We start from the raw sequence: 17,944 nt of genomic DNA, 5'->3' as shown, positions 1-17,944 counted from the left end.
CGACCGCGCCGTGCCCGCCGGTCAATTATTGCGAGGAAGGCAATTCGCCGAGCCTACGGCCCGACATTCCGGCATTGCTATCCTGGCGGCAATATGTCGAGCGGCGCGATCCATCGATGGAAGCGATTGTCGGATAAGGATTTGTCGGGATATCACCAACCTTGGTGATATGGTCATGTGGTGCACGGAACGGGATTTCGTGCCGAGTCGGGGGCGTACATAAGTGGAAGCATTGCGGTTGGACGGCGTGGTCAAGCGCTTTGGCGACTTCACCGCGGTCGACGACTTGAGTTTCGCGGTCGTCCCCGGCGAGGTGTTCGGGTTCCTGGGCGGCAACGGCGCGGGCAAGACGACGTCGCTGCGCATGGTGCTCGACATATTGCGGCCCGATGCCGGGTCGATTTCGGTGCTCGGCCGCGCCCCAGGCCGTGCCCACAGCGCGGGGCTCGGCTTTCTGCCCGAAGAGCGCGGATTGTATAAATCGATGACCGCGATCGACACGATCGTCTATTTCGGGCGGCTGAAGGGCATGCCCGCCGCCGCCGCGCGGGCGGAGGGCAGCGTGCTGCTCGAACGGTTCGGGCTGGCCGCGTCCGCCAAGACGCCGGTCGACAAATTGTCGAAGGGGATGGCGCAGAAGGTTCAGTTGGCGACCGCGGTGGTCAACCGGCCGCGCCTGCTGATCCTCGACGAACCCTTCTCCGGGCTCGATCCGGTCAACCAGGGCTTGCTCGAGGGCGAAATCGTCCGCGCGGCGAAGGACGGCGCGGCGGTGGTGTTCTCGACCCACGTGATGCAGCACGCCGAGCGGCTGTGCGACCGCCTGCTGTTTCTCGGGCGCGGCAAGAAGCTGTTCGAGGGAACGCAGGACGAGGCGCGCGCGACCTTGCCCGTGCAGTTGGTGCTGAGCGCCAGGGCGTCGCCCGCTGCGCTGGCCGGTGTCGTGGACGCGCACCAGACGGGCACGGACGGCGATTGGGGGGAATGGGCAGTGCGCCTGGCCCCCGGTGCCGACCCCGCCGACCTGCTCGAACAGTGCACCGAGCGAGGCTTCGCGCTGCGCCGCTTCGATCAGCGCCAGCCGAGCCTGCACGACGTTTTCCTGCACATCGTCGGCGGCGCGGAGGGCCGGTAACATGTTCCAGCACGTCCGCCTCGTCGCCATTCGCGAATTCCGCCAGATCGCGATGACGCGCAGCTTCTGGCTGACGCTCATCATCCTGCCGCTCGCCATCGCGCTCGGCCCGGTCGCGTCCAGCTATCTCGACAAGTCCGATACCGACAGCGTCATGGTGATCGACCAGGCCGGCGGCACGACCGCAAACCGGATTGCCCAGCGCGTTGACCTGGACAACCAGCGCGTCACGCTCGACGCGCTGGCGCGCTATGTCCGCCGCCACGACCTGCAACGCGCCGACCCGGCGGCGTCCTGGGCGCAGCAGGACCATTGGTACACCGATGCCGAGGTCGCCAGCTTCGTTGCGGCGGGTGGATCGAAGGCGGCGCTTGCGAAGATCGCGCGCGTGTCGAAGGACGATGCCGACCGGTTCGAAGCGCCCGACCCCGACTATCGTATCGTCGCCACACCGCCCGCGCTGGTCGCGACCGCGCCCGCCGGGCTCGATGCGGCGCTCGATTCTTATCTGCGCCCCGGCGGCAAATCGAATCGCAAGCCGGTCGATTATGTCGTGTTGATCCCGCACGATTTCGGCGCGTCGCCGGCGATCCGAATATGGGCGAACGGCGCGCCGCGCGCATCGATGATGGCGCTGCTGGACGATGTGCTGACCCCCGATCTGCGCGTGCGCTTCCTGGCCAATGCGGGCACACCGCCCGCGACCGCCGCAAGCGCCAATCTGATCGTCCCCGCGATCCAGGTCACGACGCCCAAGGCGGGCGGCGGGCGCGAACGGATGCTGATTCGGTCGATCCTGCCGCTCGCCTGCGCCTATATCCTGCTGATGTCGCTGGTGCTGTCGGGCAGCTGGATGCTGCAGGGCTCGGTCGAGGAGCGGAGCAACAAATTGCTCGAAACCGTGCTCGCCTGCGTGTCGCCGAACGAGCTGATGTACGGCAAGCTGGTCGGCACGGTGGCGGTCGGACTGTCGATGGTGCTGACCTGGGCCGCGTGCGGGGCGTTCGCCGCGTACGCCACGCACGGCGCGATCGCCGACATGATCCGCCCGGCGTTGGAGCCGGTGTCGTCGATCGGCAGCGTGCTCACGATCCTCTATTTCTTCGTGGCCGGCTATATGATGGTGGCGATGATCTTCCTCGCGATCGGCGCGGTGAGCGATTCGATGCGCGACGCGCAAGGGTATCTGATGCCCGTCATCCTGCTGATCATGATGCCGTTCACCCTGCTCGTTCAGGCGATATTGCGCGGATCGGGCGGCGGCGCGGTCGCGGTGCTGACCTGGATCCCGCTCTACACCCCGTTCACCGTGCTGGCGCGGCTCGGCAGCGGCATCCCGACCTGGGAAGTGATCGGGTCGGGCCTGTTGCTCGCCGCGTTTGTGTTGGTCGAGATCGTGCTGCTGGGCCGCGTGTTCCGCGCGAGCTTGCTGGGCGAAGGACGCCGCGGGCTGGCGGAAATCATGAAGATGATGCGGCGTTCCGGCTAGGCGGTCGAGCAAACGCGGATCGGTACTTTGTCTGTTTTGCGCCTCAATTTCGGTCGTTCAGCCAACCCCGCCGAACTCCTGAAAGTGGCCGTCCGGCAAGCGCCCCATTTCTCAATCGCTCGATAGCCGCCCCATCTGCGCTTCCGTACGCAAAACGCTAGCAGCGACCGAGATGAGAATACCGCCGCCAATCGTTGGTGCAGCGTCAGCCAGGGCTTTCACTGGCCTTCAATTGCCGGCTCTTCGTGACACCGAACGCCGCAAGGAGCCGCCCGATATTCAGCGGCTTGGTAACGATGGCAAAATGATCCTTTGGCCCAAGTTCAAAATCATCGGCATAGCCGGTCATCAGCGCCACACGAGTTGTCGGCGCCAATACCGTCGCCTTCCTCAACGTTTCCAGACCGTCGATCCCCGGCATCGCGAAGTCTGTCAGCAGAAAGTCAAAGGCGTCGGGACGCGCCTTGAGCGCGTCAATTGCTCCCTCACCCCCCGCAAACTCCTCGACGACCGCGCCCGCGTCGCGAAAGCGTTCGGCGAGGACGATGCGCACTTGCTCGTCGTCGTCGACCAGCATCATTCGCTTGCCGGCCAGCCAATCGAGCCCTTGGCCATTTGCATCTGGGATGTCCGTTACCCCCTCACGCGTGGCCGGAAGGATCATGGTGACCGTCGTGCCGAAACCCTCCTTGCTGTCCAAGCGTAGCTCGCCGCCGGATTGCTCGACGAACCCAGCTACCATCGCGAGACCGAGCCCGGTGCCCTTTCCCGATTCCTTGGTGGTGAAAAATGGCTCCGTCACGCGTTGCATCACCGCCTCGGGCATACCAACGCCTTCGTCGCGTACGCTGATCGCGAGCGTCGGCTTGCCGCCACTGTGATCGTCCACTTCGATTGCCACATGGATGGTACCGCCGTCGGGCATCGCGTCGCGGGCGTTGATCACCAAGTTCATCAATGCGAGTTCGAGCTGACTGCGATCGACAAACGGGTGGAGGCCCTCATTGGCGCACCGCCAATCCACCAACGTCTTGCCGCCCAGCGTATGGGCGACCAGTCCCGCTACTGCCTCGCAGAGGCTCGAAGGCTCGATGCTCGTTGGCATCAATTCCTGCTGCCGGGCAAACGACATCATGCGCCGAACCAGTTCAGCGCCGCGTACCGAAGCGTGGCGCATCTGTTCGATGATCCGGCTTTCCCGCGCGCCAAATTCGACCCGTTTTTGCAACAAGTCGATTCCGCCGAGCACGGCGGCAAGCAGATTGTTGAAATCGTGCGCGACGCCGCCGGTCAGCTGGCCGAGCGCGTCGAGCTTGCCGCGATGTACCAGCCGCGCCTCGAGATTCTTGCGTTCGGAAATGTCGAGTAAGGTGCCCGCCCAGCGCGCTTCGCCATGCACGCTGATCGCCACCCGCTGGTCGAGGATATGACGCGTGACACCATCAGCGCCGATCCATCGATATTCAGTCGTGACGAAGTCGGGGTCGTCGGGCGATATCGTCAACGTCGCGCGGTCCGCCTCGTGCACCCGGGCTTCCCAGTCGAGCGGTACGTCTACCTCCGGTTGCTCGCCGACAAATTGCGCCAGGTCGCCGCCCACGATCTGCCGCTTGCCCGAATTCTCCAACTCGTAAATCGCCATCGGCAGCGAGCGCAGAATTGTCGCCTGACGACGCTCGGCATGTTCGAGCTGGCGCTCGGCATCGCGGCGGGAAAGCTGCTCACGATAATGCGCCTCGCGCAACTCGCGCTCGGCGAGCGCCTGCAGCTCGACCTGGCGGCGCATACGGTAGAGATCGACGAACACCTGGGCCTTGGATTTCAATACGATGGGATCGACGGGTTTGAACACGTAATCGACCGCGCCCATCTCATATCCGCGCATCAGATGCTCGGTTTCCTTATTCACCGCGGACAGGAAGATGATCGGAATCCGCGCCGTCTGCTCGCGCTGTCGGATCAGCGCCGCGGTCTCGTAGCCGTCAAGCCCGGGCATGAACACGTCGAGCAGGATGACCGCGAATTCGTCGCGCAGTAGCAAACGCAGCGCGTCGCGGCCGGACGCCGCCGTCGCCACCTCCGCGATTGGCGCAAGAACCTCCGACAACGCTAGCAAGTTGCGGTCGTCGTCGTCGATCACCAGAATCTTGGCGGCATCGCTGTCGGGCCGCACGTCGGGATAGGGCATCGTCAAGCGGCGGCCATCCGCTCCCCGGCCGAGCGGTCCTCGGCCAGTTTGGAACGCTCAATCCAGACCCGGACGAGTGCCAGCAGCAGGTCAATATCGACCGGTTTGGAGATATAATCGTCAGCTCCGGCATCGAGACATTTCTGTCGATCGCCTTTCATTGCCTTCGCAGTGACAGCGACCAGTGGAATTCGGGCGATCCGCGGGTTCGCGCGGATGCGTTGCATCGTCTCGTATCCGTCCATGTCGGGCATCATGATGTCGACCAAGGCGACGTCGATGTCGGGCTGCTGCTCAAGGATGGCGATGCCCTCGGCTCCACGTTCGGCGTGCAGTACCTTTGCTCCCTGCGCCTCCAGCACACTGGTCAACGAGTAGATGTTGCGAATGTCGTCGTCGACAACAAGGATGCGGCGGTCTTCCAGCGAGCGGACGACTTTGCCGCGCTTGCTTCGGGGTTTGAGCGGCTTCGGCGACGCCTTGGCCGCCGAGCGGAACAGCTCGATCAGCGTCGCCCGCTCGACGGGCTTGTCGAGCACCCCCGCGGCGCCGATGGCAAGCGCGTCGTCCGCCCGATCGCCGCCCGATACGACATGGACTGGGATAGCCGCGATCTCCGGATCGGTTCGCAGCAGTTCAAGCAGCACGAAGCCGTCAATGTCGCTCAGACCTAGGTCGAGGGTAATCATCACCGGCTGCATCTTGCGCGCAAGAGCGGTGGTGCCGGATCCGGTCGGCGATATGATACCCTTCAGCCCCGCGTCGTGCGCGGCATCGAGCAGAATCGTTGCGAACGCCGGGTCGTCCTCGACGATCAACACGAACGGCTCCTTGCCGACGCTGTCGCGGTCGTCGGCCGGTTCGGGGACCAGCACTGGAGCTTCGACCGCTTCGGCGGTGGTGGGATGCGTCAGCACTGGTGCGGCGGCGACCTGCATTGGCACATAGAGCGTGAAAGTCGAACCCTTGCCGGGTTCGGAGGCGACCTTCAGCTCTCCGCCGAGCAGCCCTGCGATCTCGCGGCTGATCGACAGGCCCAGGCCGGTTCCGCCGTATTTGCGGCTGGTCGTACCGTCGGCCTGCTGGAAGGCCTCGAAGATCAGCATCTGCTTGTCCTTGGGGATACCGATGCCGGTGTCGGACACCGAGATCATCAGCGCGCTGCTGACGTCGCGGAGCACCGGATGTCCATCGCTCCAGCCGCTCTCCGCCACGCTGACGTCGAGTGTCACCTTGCCCTGCGCGGTGAACTTGAAAGCGTTGGACAATAAGTTCAGCACTACCTGCTGCAGCCGCTTTTCGTCGGTGCGGATCGACTCGGGCAGGTTCAAGTCGAAGTCGACGTCGAACTCCAACCCCTTTTCCGACGCGAGCTGGCGGAAGGTTCGCTCCATGTGCTGCTTGAGCGACTGGAGTGGCATGTCGCCGAGCTCGATTGACACCGTGCCGCTCTCGATCTTCGACAGATCTAGGATGTCGTTGATCAGGTTTAGGAGGTCGGTGCCCGCCGAGTGGATCGTGCGGGCGAACTCGGTCTGCTTTTCATTGAGGTTGCCCTGCTGGTTGTCCGCCAGCAGCTTCGAAAGAATCAGGAGCGAGTTGAGCGGCGTGCGCAGCTCGTGGCTCATGTTGGCCAGGAACTCGGACTTGTATTTGGAAGTCAGCGCGAGCTGCTCGGCCTTTTCCTCGATCGCGCGCCGCGCCATGTCGATCTCGAAGTTCTTCGCCTCGACCTGGCGCTTTTCGTTCTCGAGCAGCTGCGCCTTTTCCTGCAGCTCCTCATTCGTGTTGTGGAGTTCCTCCTGCTTGGTAGTCAGCTCGGTCTGGCGCGCTTGCAATTCCTGCGTCAGCAGCTGCGATTCCTTGAGCAGTTCTTCGGTCCGCATCGTTGCGGCAATCGTGTTGAGCACGATGCCCACCGTTTCCATCAGCTGGGTGAGGAAGCTGTGGTGAGTCTCGTTGAACTCCTCGAAGCTGGCGAGCTCGATCACCGCCTTCACTTCTTCCTCGAACAAGGCGGGGAGGATGTGGACGTGCGCCGGCTTGCCGTCGCCAAGCCCCGAGCCGATTCGGATATAGTCGCCGGGGACGCGGTCGAGCCGCTTCGGGCGTTTGTCGGCCGCGGCTTGTCCGATCAGTCCCTCGCGCAGTGCGAACCGCTGCTTCATGCCCTCGGGATCACCTGCGCCATAACTCGCGACGAGATCAAGCACAGGCTGGTCGTCATTCTCGTTCGCGACGTAGAACACGCCGTATTGCGCATTCACCAGCGGCGCGAGCTCGGTCATGATCAGGTTAGAGATGGTCGCGAGGTCGCGTTCGCCCTGCAGCATGCGCGAGAAGCGCGCGAGGTTGGTCTTCAGCCAGTCCTGCTCGGCATTCTTGAGCGTCTGATCCTTCAAATTCTGGATCATCTCGTTGATCGTGTCTTTGAGCGCGGCCATTTCGCCCGAGGCCTCGACGGCGATCGATCGCGTCAGGTCGCCCTTGGTCACCGCGGTCGCCACGTCGGCGATCGAGCGCACCTGGTTGGTCAGATTCGCCGCCAGCTGGTTCACGTTGTCGGTCAGGTCGCGCCACAAGCCTGCGGCGCCCGGCACGCGCGCTTGGCCGCCTAGCCGGCCCTCGACGCCGACTTCGCGCGCCATGTTGGTGACTTGGTCGCCGAACGTCGACAGCGTCTCGATCATGAAGTTGATCGTCTCGGCCAGCGCCGCGATCTCGCCCTTCGCGTCGAGCGTCAGCTTGCGGTTGAGATTACCCTGTGCCACGCCGGTCACGACGTCGGCGATGCCGCGCACCTGGTTGGTCAGGTTGGTCGCCATCAGATTGACGTTGTCGGTCAGGTCCTTCCAGATGCCGCCGACGCCCGGCACTTCGGCCTGGCCGCCCAACTTGCCCTCGGTGCCGACTTCGCGGGCGACGCGAGTCACCTCGCCGGCGAAGCCGTTAAGCTGATCGACCATGACGTTGATTGTGTTCTTCAGCTCGAGGATCTCGCCCTTCACGTCGACGGTGATCTTCTTCGACAAGTCGCCCCGCGCCACCGCGGTCGTGACGTCGGCGATATTGCGGACCTGGCCCGTCAGATTGTCGGCCATCAGGTTCACGTTGTCGGTGAGGTCGGCCCAAGTCCCCGCGACGCCCTTCACCTGCGCTTGGCCGCCCAATTTGCCTTCGGTGCCGACTTCGCGCGCCACGCGGGTCACTTCCGAAGCGAACGAATTGAGCTGGTCGACCATCGTGTTGACGGTGTTCTTGAGCTCTAGGATTTCTCCCTTCACGTCGACGGTGATCTTCTTCGACAAGTCGCCCGACGCGACTGCGGTCGTCACTTCGGCGATGTTGCGCACCTGGCCGGTCAGGTTGGCGGCGAGTTCGTTCACGTTGCTAGTCAGGTCAGCCCAGGTGCCGGCGACGCCCTCGACCTGGGCCTGCCCGCCGAGCTTGCCTTCCGATCCCACTTCGCGCGCCACGCGGGTCACTTCCGAAGCGAACGAATTGAGCTGGTCGACCATCGTGTTGATGGTGTTTTTCAGCTCTAGGATTTCGCCCTTCACGTCGACGGTGATCTTCTTTGACAAGTCGCCGCGCGCCACTGCGGTCGTCACTTCGGCGATGTTGCGGACCTGACCCGTCAGATTGGCGGCGAGTTCGTTGACGTTGTCGGTCAAGTCCTTCCACGTGCCGCCGACGCCTTCCACGCGCGCCTGCCCGCCGAGCCGGCCTTCGGTGCCGACCTCGCGCGCCACGCGGGTCACTTCCGACGCGAACGAATTGAGCTGGTCGACCATAGTGTTGATCGTGTTCTTGAGCTCGAGGATTTCGCCGCGGACATCCACGGTAATCTTCTTCGACAAGTCGCCGCGCGCGACCGCGGTGGTCACTTCCGCGATGTTGCGCACCTGACCGGTCAGGTTCGCCGCCATCAGGTTCACGTTATCGGTCAGATCGGCCCAGGTGCCGGCGACTCCGGGCACTTCGGCCTGGCCGCCCAGATTGCCTTCGGTACCCACCTCGCGCGCCACGCGAGTCACTTCCGAGGCGAACCCGTTAAGCTGATCGACCATCGTGTTGATCGTGTTCTTGAGCTCGAGGATTTCGCCGCGCACGTCGACCGTGATCTTCTTCGACAGGTCGCCACGCGCGACCGCGGTCGTCACCTCGGCGATGTTGCGCACCTGACCGGTCAGATTGTCGGCCATGAGGTTGACGTTATCGGTCAAGTCCTTCCACGTGCCGGCGACACCCTTCACCTTGGCCTGACCGCCCAGCTTCCCCTCAGTACCGACTTCGCGCGCCACACGCGTCACTTCCGATGCGAAACTGCCGAGCTGGTCGACCATCGTGTTCACAACCTTGCCGATGCGGCGGAATTCGCCCTTCAACCCGCGGCCGTCGATTTGCACCGCCATGTGCTGCGACAGATCGCCCTCGGCGACCGCGCCGATCACACGAGCGACCTCGTTGATCGGCTGCACCATGTCGTCGATCAGCTCGTTCACTGCGTCGAGTTTGGCCTGCCACTCGCCGCGTGCGTCCTTCACGCGGGCGCGGTGCGTGATGTTACCTTCCTTGCCCACCGTGCGCGCGACGCGCTTGAATTCGTCGGTAATCGCCTCGTTGGTGGCGGCCACTTCATTGAACAGGTCGGCGATCTGGCGATCGCGGGGGTCACCCGTCAAGTGCATGCGAACGGTAAAGTCACCGGCACGGAACCGCGTGAGCGCCGCGATCAGGTTCTCGCGAAGATCCTCGCAGTCGCGATTAGGTGCCGCCATGTTTCATCCCCCTCTAGGCGCGTTTGCGCGTTCGCCTTCGGATACACGCACCGCCCGGCTCTTGCCGAAGCAACTGCGATACTGGCGAAAAGTTCCGAGGTTCCGTATTTTTGGCCGTGAGTGCGCGCTTTGACGGTCGATATTGGCGCGACGCGCAACCTAGGCAAACTTGAAGGTCGGCTAGGCGCCCCAATTTCGGACGCTCAGCCGTAGATTGGCGCCACCCGAAAGCGGACGAAACTCATTCAGGTAACCGCGATACTCGAAGGCCGCCAACCGCCGTCCGTGACGGCGCGCTCGCTGCTCGCATACGAGCTGCCGCTTGCCTGGAGCGAACAGCGCTTCTTGCTCGGGTTCTCCTGAGCCAAATCAGACTGCAGTCAGAATTTTTGGAACAGAGACGCGGGGCCGATTGGCCGGTGGCGTCGATGCCAGGAATGCTTTCTCCGACTGCACCCCATCAGATAGCAGTGGCGAAAAGCCCGCAGAACTGCGCCGCTTTCAGCGACAGCTCGCCCGCAGGCGAAAATTACTTCCGATTTTGAACTGCTTGGTGCGGCCGAGAAGACTCGAACTTCCACGGGCTTTCGCCCACAACGACCTCAACGTTGCGCGTCTACCAGTTCCGCCACGGCCGCACGCTGTGAAGAATGCCGCCGGACAAGGCCGGTGGCTGGCAGGCGAGCGCCCCTAGCAGCGGGTTTTCGCGAACGCAATGGCCCGCGACCCTAGTTTGCGGGGGAGGCCGCCGTGAAACTCAACTTCACGGTCTTCGAACTGCTCGGCACGTCGAGCTTGGCGCTGTCGAAGTTCATGGCGCCGCCGGGCGCGATCGAACGCTGGTCGGGCTTGATCGTCCAGCTGTAGACGAGGCGGTCCGACGCATCGCGCAACTCGGCGCGGATGTCGGGGACCGACTGGCGCTGGCTGGTCGGGTTCCTCACCTGTCCGCCGATTGCGAACAACTCGCTGCCGTTGGGCAAGTCGCGGCGGTCTGGGCGTTTCAGATTGACGAACTTGAGCGGAGTCTCACCGCCGAGCGACAGGCCGAGCATCGAGGCGAAGCTGGGCAAATTGCCGAACACCAACGCCCCCGTCGCGATCAGCATCACCACGCCCGCGGTGATCGCGGCGATCGTCCAGCGCCGTGCCGGGTTGCGGCGCGGGCGGAAGGGCGGCTCGTGCGCGAAGGCGTCGTAATCGTGATCGGCGCCGGCATAGGCCGGGGTGGGTTCCGGCTCCGGCGGGGCCTCTGGTGCAGGTGGCGCGGCGATCGGGGCGGGCTCGGGCTTGGTGAGTTCGAGCGGCGCCGCGCCGGCGGGGTGCTGGAACCAGCTATGCCGGCAATTGGCGCAGCGCACCGTGCGGCCTTCGGGCCCGACCGCGCTGTCGGGGACCAGGTAGCGCGTATGGCATTGGCGGCATTCGAGGATCATGTGGCGTTTCCGCGCGGTACCTTTCCCCTTGGTCCCGCTAGCCATTTCCTAGGCAAGCCGCCGTGACGCGGCAAGCCTCCTGCCTTGATGAAGCCGCCGGTATCGTGCGAAGGCGGGTGGCGGGGCAGTTGGTAAGCGGGTAGCATACGCCGGGATGGCGAATATCGTGCAGTTCGAGGATGTGGGGCTGCGCTATCCCAATAGCGACGGCGAAACGCTGTCGGACGTGCATTTCACGCTGGCGTCGGGCGGCTTCTATTTCCTCACCGGGGCGAGCGGCGCGGGCAAGACCTCGCTGCTCAAGCTGCTCTATCTCGCGCAGCGCCCGACCAGTGGCACGATCCGGTTGTTCGGGGAGGATGCCGGCGCGCTGCCGCACGCGCGGCTGCCCGGGTTCCGGCGGCGGATAGGCGTGGTGTTCCAGGATTTCCGGCTGGTTCCGCATTTGTCGGCGTTCGACAATATCGCACTCCCCTTGCGGCTGTCGGGGGTGCCCGAAAGCGATGTCGAGGCGCCGGTGCACGAGATGCTCGACTGGGTCGGGCTGGCGGAGCGCGGCCATGCCACCCCGCCGACGCTGTCGGGCGGCGAGCAACAACGCGTCGCGATCGCGCGCGCGGTGATCGGCCGGCCCGAAATCCTCGTCGCCGACGAACCGACCGGCAACGTCGACCCCGACATGGCGGCAAGGCTGCTGCATCTGTTCGAATCATTGAACCGGCTCGGCACGACGGTGGTGGTGGCGACGCACGACTTCCACCTGCTCAGCCGAATCCAGAATGCGCACATGATGCGGCTCGAGGCCGGGCGGCTGATGGACCCGACCGGCGCGCTGCGCAATCCGCCGGCGCGGCCCGTCCAATGAGCGGGCGAGTCATCGCCGGCGCAGCCGACCGCCGCCTGCTCGACGAGCGCGGGGCCACGCGCGCGATGATGTGGATCATGGCGATCATGCTGTTCCTGACGGTGCTTGCCGCAGCACTCGGGCTCGGCATGGTCAACGCGGCGGGGACGCTCGACCGGCAATTGGCAGGGCGGCTGACGGTGCAGGTCGTGACCGCCGATCCGTCGCAACGCGCGCGCGACACGGCGGCGGTGATGACGGCGCTGGCCGGCATGCCCGCGGTCAAGCGCGCTTCCCCGGTCGATCGCGCGCGGCTCGACGCGCTGCTGAAACCCTGGCTGGGCGAAGCGTCGAGCGACGCCGACGTGCCGATCCCGACGCTGATCGACGTCGACATGAGCGTGCCGGGCGAGGAATCCGCTGCGCGCGTCGCCGCCGGGGTGCGCGCCGCCGCGCCCAGCGCGCGGGTCGATTCGCAATCGCGCTGGCTGTCGCCGGTGGCGAGCTTCATGCGCACGATGATCGCGGGCGCGGCGGCGCTGGTGCTGCTGATGATCGCGGCGACCACCGCCGTCGTGCTGCTGGCGGCGCGCGCGGGGCTCGAGACGCACCGCGACACGATCGCGATCCTGCACATGCTCGGGTCGACCGACGTCCAGGTCGCGCGGCTGTTTCAGCGGCGGATCGCGCTCGACACGGTGATCGGCGGCGCGGTCGGCGCGGTGGCGGCGATGGTCGCGATCTGGGCGATCCTGCATCAGATGACGGGGCTGGGGTCGGAGCTGGTCGGCGGGTCGGTATTGCTCCAGCGCGACTGGCTGCTGCTCGCAGGCTTGCCGATCGTATTCGCGCTCGTCGCGACGCTAGCGGCGCGCGTCGCGGTGCTGCGGCGGCTGAGGAGGGTGCATTGATCCTGCGCCGCCTGATTGCGGTCCTCGCGCTCGCCTATGTGCTCGGCTTCGTCGCGTTCATGGTGACCCTGCCGCGCCCGCTCGAGGGGCGGACCACCGACGCGATCGTCGTGCCGACCGGCGGACCGGGCCGGATCGACCGCGGGCTCGACCTGATCACCGCGCATCAGGCCAAGCGCTTGCTGATCACCGGCGTCGCGCCGGGGGTGCGGCCGGCCGAACTGGCCGCGACCAACCGCGTGCCGGTCGGACTGTTCGCGTGCTGCGTCGACCTGGGGCACGAAGCCGTCGACACGCGGTCCAACGCGATGGAGACGGCGCAGTGGGTCAAGGCGCACGGATATAAATCGGTGCGGCTGGTGACGTCGGACTGGCACATGGCGCGCGCGAGCATGGAACTCAGGGCGGCGCTCGACAGCGACGTCGCGATCGTGTCCGACGGCGTGCCGAGCGAAGCGCCGCTCGGGCTGCTGATCGTCGAATATAACAAGCTGCTGCTGCGCCGCATCGCCTTGTGGATCGGGATCGGGGTGTGACGCTGATCCGCAACGTCGCGTTCGCACTGGTGTTTTACGGGTTGTCGGTGCCGATCGTGCTGCTGGTGCCGTTCTCGGCGCTGTTCGGGCGGCGCGCGCTGATCAGCTATGCGACCGGCTGGGCGCGGTTTCACCGCTGGTGCGCACGCTGGCTGCTCGGGGTGCGCGCGCGATACGAGGGGCCGCGGCCCGAAGGCCAGGTGTTCTTCGCCGCCAAGCATCAGTCGATGTTCGAAACGCTCGACCTGATCGTCGAAATGGGATCACCGGTGGTCATCATGCGCCGCGAGTTCGCGCGTATCCCGATCTGGGGCTGGGCGACGCAGGTCTATGGCATCATCCTGGTCGACCGTTCCGCCTCGGCGAGCGCGCTGCGCGCCTTGATGCGCGAGGCCAAGATCGCGCGCGACAGCGGCCGCTCGGTGATCCTGTTTCCGGAGGGCACGCGGGTGAAGCCGGGCGACCATCCGCCGCTCAAGTCGGGATTCGCCGGGCTCTACAAGATGCTCGATCTGCCGGTCGTGCCGATCGCCACCGATGTCGGGCAGCTGTGGCCGAAGAATGGGTTGAAACGCGCGGGCGTGGCGACCTTCCGTTTCGGCGATCCGATCCCACCAGGATTACCGCGCGCCGAGATCGAGGCGCGGGTGCACGCCGCGATCAACGTACTCGATATCGAAAGCTGCCAGTCATGAAGGTCGAAATTTTCGACGATAAGGAAGCATTGGAACCGATGTTCGTCGGGGAGTTTCCGCAATTGCCGCGCGTCGGCGAATATCTATCGATCGACCGTGAGGGCTATTTCAAATACTACCGGGTCGTCGAAATCTGGCATCGCATCGGGTCCGAGGATGTCATTTTCCAGTCTTGCGTTCGCGTCGAACTCGAGGACTGAACCGGCCTATTCGTGCGTCCGCCCGAAATCGGGCGCCGCGTCGTCCTGGCCCTGTTCGATGATCGAGCGGCGGACGGCGCGGGTGCGGGTGAACAGGTCGAACAGTTCGTCGCCCTTGCCCCAGCGGATCGCGCGCTGGAGCGCGGTCAGATCCTCCGAAAAGCGCTGCAGCATGTCGAGCACCGCGTCCTTGTTCGACAGGAAGACGTCGCGCCACATCGTCGGGTCGCTGGCGGCGATGCGGGTGAAATCGCGGAAGCCGCCCGCGGAATATTTGATCACCTCGGACTGGGTGACTTCCTCCATGTCGCTCGCGGTGCCGACGATCGTGTAGGCGATCAAATGCGGTAAGTGACTGGTGATCGCGAGCACGCGGTCGTGATGGTCGGCGTCCATCGTCTCGACCTCGGCGCCCAACCGGCGCCAGAATTCGGCGAGGCGTTCGACCGCCGCGGGGTCGGCGTCCTGAGGCGGGGTGAGGATGCACCAGCGGCCGTGGAAGAGGCTGGCGAAGCCGGCCTCGGGCCCGCTGCGCTCGGTGCCGGCGACCGGGTGCGCGGGAACGATCGCGTTGTTCGGCAGCGCGGCGCGTAACGCCGCGAGGACGCTGCCCTTGGACGATCCGACATCGCTGACGATCGCGTCGGCTGGCAGATCGGCGGCGATCGATTCCGCCGCCGCGCCCATCGCGCCGACGGGCACGCAGAGTATGACGAGATCGGCGTCGGTCACTGCCGCGCCCGGGCTGTCCGCGATGTCGTCGCAGAATCCGAGCGCGCGCGCTGTTTCGCGGACCGCTGCGTCGGTGTCGTGCCCTGTGACGCGGACGCTCGGCATGTGATCCTTTACCGCGCGTGCGATCGACGAGCCGATCAGGCCCAGCCCGATGATCGACACGCGCGCGAAGGGCAGCATCAGCCGGTCGTCTCGACCATCGCGCGCAACGCCGCGATCACGCCGCGGCATTCCGGCTCGGTGCCGACCGTAATGCGAAGGCCGTGCGGCAGGCCCTGCCCGGGCAGCCAGCGGACGATATAGCCCGCGTCCATCAACCCCTTATACGCCGCCTCGGCGGTCAAAGTGCCCTCGAACAACACGAGCACGAAATTGGCTTGGCTCGGGACGGCGCGTAAGCCCGCATTGCCCAGCTTGGCGATCTCGTCCGAAAACCACGCGCGCCATTCGGCGTTGTGCGCGCGGGTATGCGCGACGAACTCCTCGTCGCCCAACGCCGCGACCGCCGCCGCCGTGCCCGCGATGGTGATCGAGAAGGGCAAGCGGATGCGGTGCATCGCGGCGATGATGGGTGCCGAGGCATAACCCCAGCCGATCCGCTCGGCGGCCAAACCGTACATCTTCGAAAAAGTGCGCGTGACCAGCACGTTGGGCGCGTTGGCCGCGAGCGCCATCCCGCCATCCTCCGCATCGCCTTCGATATATTCGGCATAGGCGTGGTCGAGCACGAGCAGGATGTCGGAGCGCAACCCGGCGTGGAGCCGCGCGATTTCCTCGCGGCTGGCATAGGTGCCGGTCGGGTTGTTGGGGTTGGCTATATAGATGATCTTTGTGCGATCGGTGACGCACGCCAGGATCGCGTCGACGTCGGTCGCATAATCGTCATCGGGCGCCACCACCGGCGTTGCACCGACGCGCCGCGCGGCTATTTCGTACACCGCGAAGCCGTAATGAACGAAGATCACTTCGTCGCCCGGCCCGGCGAACGCGCCGGCCGCGAGGTGGAGCACCTCGTCCGATCCGTTGCCGTAGATGATCCGTGCCGGGTCGAGGCCGTGCTTCGCCGCCAGCACCTCGCGCAACTCGCTGCCGCTTGCGTCGGGATAGCGTTCGAGGTTGGTCGCGGCAGTCAGGAACGCGTCGCGCGCCTTCTGGCTGGTGCCGAGCGGGTTCTCGTTCGACGAGAGCTTGGCGACCTTGCGGCCGTCGTCGGTGGTCGAGCGGCCCGGGACATAGGGCGCGATCGCCATGATCCACGGTTTTGGTGCTGGTCCTGACATGGCCGCGCCTATGCGCTGGCGGCGCTTCGCTTGGCAAGCTATGGGCGTGGGCCGTGGAGGGACGATGCGGGGACCGACATTATTCTGGCAAGCGCTCGAGGCGGCGCGGCGGGAGAATTTGCGCGACGCGGGCGAGGCGATGCCGGTGCCGGGCGGTGACGGCCAGACGCGGCGTCAGGTGTTGCTCGCGCTGGCGGCGACTGCGGCGATCGCAGCGCTTCCGCGTCCGGCGCGTGCCCTGTCAGGCGGCGGCGGGCCGGTCGTCATCATCGGCGGCGGGATCGCCGGGTTGGCGGCGCTGTGGCACCTGACCCAAGCGGGGGTCGAGGCACGGCTCTACGAAGCGCGCACGCGGCTCGGCGGGCGGATGTATACCGCGCGCGCCAAGGGCCAGCCGTCGTTCGAAATCGGGGGGCAATTGGTCAACACCGACCATGCCGACATGCATGGCCTGTGCCGCGAATTCGGCATCGCGCTGATCGACCGCAAGGGCGGGCCGCACCGCACGATGGTGCTCGACGGCGCCAAGGAAGTGCCCGAGGCGCGGCTGGTCGCAGGGCTGCGCGGGATTGCCGGGCAGATCGACAGCGATTCGGTCCGGCTCGACCAGAATTACGCGAAGGTCTCGGCCGAGCTCGACCAGCTCTCCTTCACCGGATACCTCGACAAATACTCCAGGTTGATGCCCGACCCGTGGGTGCGCCGGCTGATGGAGGCGACCGCGCGCACCGAATATGGCTGCGAACCCGCGCAGGCCTCGGCGGTTGAACTGGTGTTCAACCTGCCGACGATTGACGGGCGACGGATCGACGTGCTCAGCCGCAGCGACGAACGCTATCTGATGGCGGGCGGTAGCTCGTCGCTGGTCGAGGCGATGGCGGCGCGGCTGGCGAACCGCATCACGACGTATCGCCGGGCGACGCGGATCGATCCTTTGGGAAGTGGCGCTCGCGTCACGTTCTCGAACGGCGAGACGGTGGCGGCGTCGGCGGTGATCGTCACCGTGCCGATCTCGATCATCAGCCGGATCGCATTCGGGGTACCGCTGCCGTCGCTGTGGCGTCAGTTCAACGCCGAGGTCGGGCTGGGCCGCAACGGCAAGGTGCAGGCGGTGACCACCGGCCGCCCCTGGGAAAAACCGATCGGCCGCGGCGGCGAGCTCTGGCAGACCGACCACGGTGCGGGATCGTCGCTCGGCTGGGACGGCGGCGTGCGGCCCTCGGCGGGCGCGGGCAGCGTGTGGACGTGGTTTACCGGCGGCAGTGAAGTACTCGCCGCTGATGCCGCCGATCCGCGCACGCTGGCGCTCAAATTTGCCAAGCTTGCCGAGGGGGGTGTCAAGGGAATGACCGCCGCCACCGGAACCACGGTGCGCCGCACCAACTGGCACCTCGATCCGTTCAGCAAGGGCGCGTACGTCAATTTCCGCCCGGGCCAGCTAACCAAATTCGCCGACCTGATCTGGACCGAAACCGACGGCATCGCGTCGCAGCCGCTGTCCGCCGGACCGGTCCATTTCGCGGGCGAGCATTTGTCCGACGCCTACCCCGGCTACATGAACGGCGGCGCGCAGACCGGCCGCCTCGCCGCGCAAGCGGTGATCGCCGCGCGCGCGCCGGCGCGCAGGATTGGGTGAAATCCTCCCCGTTTACGGGGAGGTGGCGCGAAGCGCCGGAGGGGGCTCTCGGCGAACGAGATGCGTGCGGCCCACCTC

At 65.7% G+C, this 17,944-nt stretch carries 13 protein-coding genes and 1 tRNA gene; 8 read left to right on the top strand and 6 right to left on the bottom strand.

Annotation, left to right across the window (positions count from 1 at the left end):
• The first annotated feature begins 232 nt into the window (after positions 1–232).
• Both E7773_RS07855 and E7773_RS07850 read left to right on the top strand, forming a co-directional pair.
• Positions 233–1,135, top strand: a complete 903-nt coding sequence (locus tag E7773_RS07855; protein ID WP_293990048.1) for an ATP-binding cassette domain-containing protein — start codon at positions 233–235, stop codon at positions 1,133–1,135.
• A 1-nt stretch (position 1,136) separates the two neighbouring features.
• A complete protein-coding gene (locus E7773_RS07850) occupies positions 1,137–2,624 on the top strand; it encodes an ABC transporter permease (RefSeq protein ID WP_293990047.1) in 1,488 nt (495 codons plus the stop codon).
• A gap of 205 nt (positions 2,625–2,829) precedes the next feature.
• On the opposite strand, the gene E7773_RS07845 is transcribed toward E7773_RS07850, so the two are convergent.
• From E7773_RS07845 to E7773_RS07830, 4 genes are all read right to left on the bottom strand, one after another.
• Positions 2,830–4,812 carry a response regulator gene (locus tag E7773_RS07845; RefSeq protein WP_293990055.1) on the bottom strand — a complete coding sequence of 661 codons (1,983 nt, stop codon included), beginning with the start codon at positions 4,810–4,812 and terminating at the stop codon, positions 2,830–2,832.
• A gap of 2 nt (positions 4,813–4,814) precedes the next feature.
• Positions 4,815–9,593: a HAMP domain-containing protein gene (locus E7773_RS07840; RefSeq protein ID WP_293990046.1), complete on the bottom strand. Its 4,779-nt coding sequence runs from the start codon at positions 9,591–9,593 to the stop codon at positions 4,815–4,817.
• Positions 9,594–10,144: 551 nt separating this feature from the next.
• Positions 10,145–10,231 (bottom strand) — tRNA-Leu (locus E7773_RS07835).
• A 90-nt stretch (positions 10,232–10,321) separates the two neighbouring features.
• Positions 10,322–11,029, bottom strand: a complete 708-nt coding sequence (locus E7773_RS07830; protein ID WP_293990045.1) for a zinc-ribbon domain-containing protein — start codon at positions 11,027–11,029, stop codon at positions 10,322–10,324.
• A gap of 154 nt (positions 11,030–11,183) precedes the next feature.
• Between E7773_RS07830 and ftsE the strand changes: the two genes are divergently transcribed.
• The 5 genes from ftsE to E7773_RS07805 are packed head-to-tail and all read left to right on the top strand — an operon-like array spanning position 11,184 to position 14,215.
• The gene (gene ftsE / locus E7773_RS07825) at positions 11,184–11,894 is read left to right on the top strand and encodes a cell division ATP-binding protein FtsE (protein WP_293990044.1); all 711 of its coding nucleotides are present in this window, start codon (positions 11,184–11,186) and stop codon (positions 11,892–11,894) included.
• Complete coding sequence (locus E7773_RS07820; protein ID WP_293990043.1) at positions 11,891–12,784, top strand: FtsX-like permease family protein; 894 nt, start codon at positions 11,891–11,893, stop codon at positions 12,782–12,784. Before ftsE ends, E7773_RS07820 begins: the two co-directional genes overlap by 4 nt.
• Positions 12,784–13,320 carry a YdcF family protein gene (locus E7773_RS07815; protein WP_293990054.1) on the top strand — a complete coding sequence of 179 codons (537 nt, stop codon included), beginning with the start codon at positions 12,784–12,786 and terminating at the stop codon, positions 13,318–13,320. Before E7773_RS07820 ends, E7773_RS07815 begins: the two co-directional genes overlap by 1 nt.
• Positions 13,317–14,015 carry a lysophospholipid acyltransferase family protein gene (locus tag E7773_RS07810; protein WP_293990042.1) on the top strand — a complete coding sequence of 233 codons (699 nt, stop codon included), beginning with the start codon at positions 13,317–13,319 and terminating at the stop codon, positions 14,013–14,015. The genes E7773_RS07815 and E7773_RS07810 overlap by 4 nt, the downstream gene beginning before the upstream one ends.
• A complete protein-coding gene (locus E7773_RS07805; protein ID WP_293990041.1) occupies positions 14,012–14,215 on the top strand; it encodes a hypothetical protein in 204 nt (67 codons plus the stop codon). Before E7773_RS07810 ends, E7773_RS07805 begins: the two co-directional genes overlap by 4 nt.
• Positions 14,216–14,221: 6 nt before the next feature.
• Here E7773_RS07805 and E7773_RS07800 read toward each other — a convergent pair whose 3' ends face one another.
• Both E7773_RS07800 and hisC read right to left on the bottom strand, forming a co-directional pair.
• Complete coding sequence (locus tag E7773_RS07800; protein WP_293990040.1) at positions 14,222–15,130, bottom strand: prephenate/arogenate dehydrogenase family protein; 909 nt, start codon at positions 15,128–15,130, stop codon at positions 14,222–14,224.
• A complete protein-coding gene (gene hisC, locus E7773_RS07795; RefSeq protein WP_293990039.1) occupies positions 15,130–16,230 on the bottom strand; it encodes a histidinol-phosphate transaminase in 1,101 nt (366 codons plus the stop codon). Before hisC ends, E7773_RS07800 begins: the two co-directional genes overlap by 1 nt.
• Positions 16,231–16,294: 64 nt before the next feature.
• Here hisC and E7773_RS07790 point away from each other — a divergent pair, with 64 nt between their 5' ends.
• A complete protein-coding gene (locus E7773_RS07790) occupies positions 16,295–17,866 on the top strand; it encodes an NAD(P)/FAD-dependent oxidoreductase (protein WP_293990038.1) in 1,572 nt (523 codons plus the stop codon).
• Positions 17,867–17,944 lie beyond the last annotated feature (78 nt).

This window comes from Sphingomonas sp., from assembly GCF_004799495.1.
Lineage (GTDB): Bacteria > Pseudomonadota > Alphaproteobacteria > Sphingomonadales > Sphingomonadaceae > Sphingomonas.
The sequence above is the reverse complement of the archived record's forward strand: the minus strand, read 5'-3'. Positions and strand labels throughout refer to the sequence as shown.

Excerpts from the sequence above, each read along its gene's own strand:
- E7773_RS07850 (WP_293990047.1), top strand. The coding sequence starts at position 1,137 with ATGTTCCAGCACGTCCGCCTCGTCGCCATTCGCGAATTCCGCCAGATC.
- E7773_RS07845 (WP_293990055.1), bottom strand. The coding sequence starts at position 4,812 with ATGCCCTATCCCGACGTGCGGCCCGACAGCGATGCCGCCAAGATTCTG.
- E7773_RS07840 (WP_293990046.1), bottom strand. The coding sequence starts at position 9,593 with ATGGCGGCACCTAATCGCGACTGCGAGGATCTTCGCGAGAACCTGATC.
- E7773_RS07830 (WP_293990045.1), bottom strand. The coding sequence starts at position 11,029 with ATGATCCTCGAATGCCGCCAATGCCATACGCGCTACCTGGTCCCCGAC.
- ftsE (WP_293990044.1), top strand. The coding sequence starts at position 11,184 with ATGGCGAATATCGTGCAGTTCGAGGATGTGGGGCTGCGCTATCCCAAT.
- E7773_RS07820 (WP_293990043.1), top strand. The coding sequence starts at position 11,891 with ATGAGCGGGCGAGTCATCGCCGGCGCAGCCGACCGCCGCCTGCTCGAC.
- E7773_RS07805 (WP_293990041.1), top strand. The coding sequence starts at position 14,012 with ATGAAGGTCGAAATTTTCGACGATAAGGAAGCATTGGAACCGATGTTC.
- E7773_RS07800 (WP_293990040.1), bottom strand. The coding sequence starts at position 15,130 with ATGCTGCCCTTCGCGCGCGTGTCGATCATCGGGCTGGGCCTGATCGGC.
- hisC (WP_293990039.1), bottom strand. The coding sequence starts at position 16,230 with ATGTCAGGACCAGCACCAAAACCGTGGATCATGGCGATCGCGCCCTAT.
- E7773_RS07790 (WP_293990038.1), top strand. The coding sequence starts at position 16,295 with ATGCGGGGACCGACATTATTCTGGCAAGCGCTCGAGGCGGCGCGGCGG.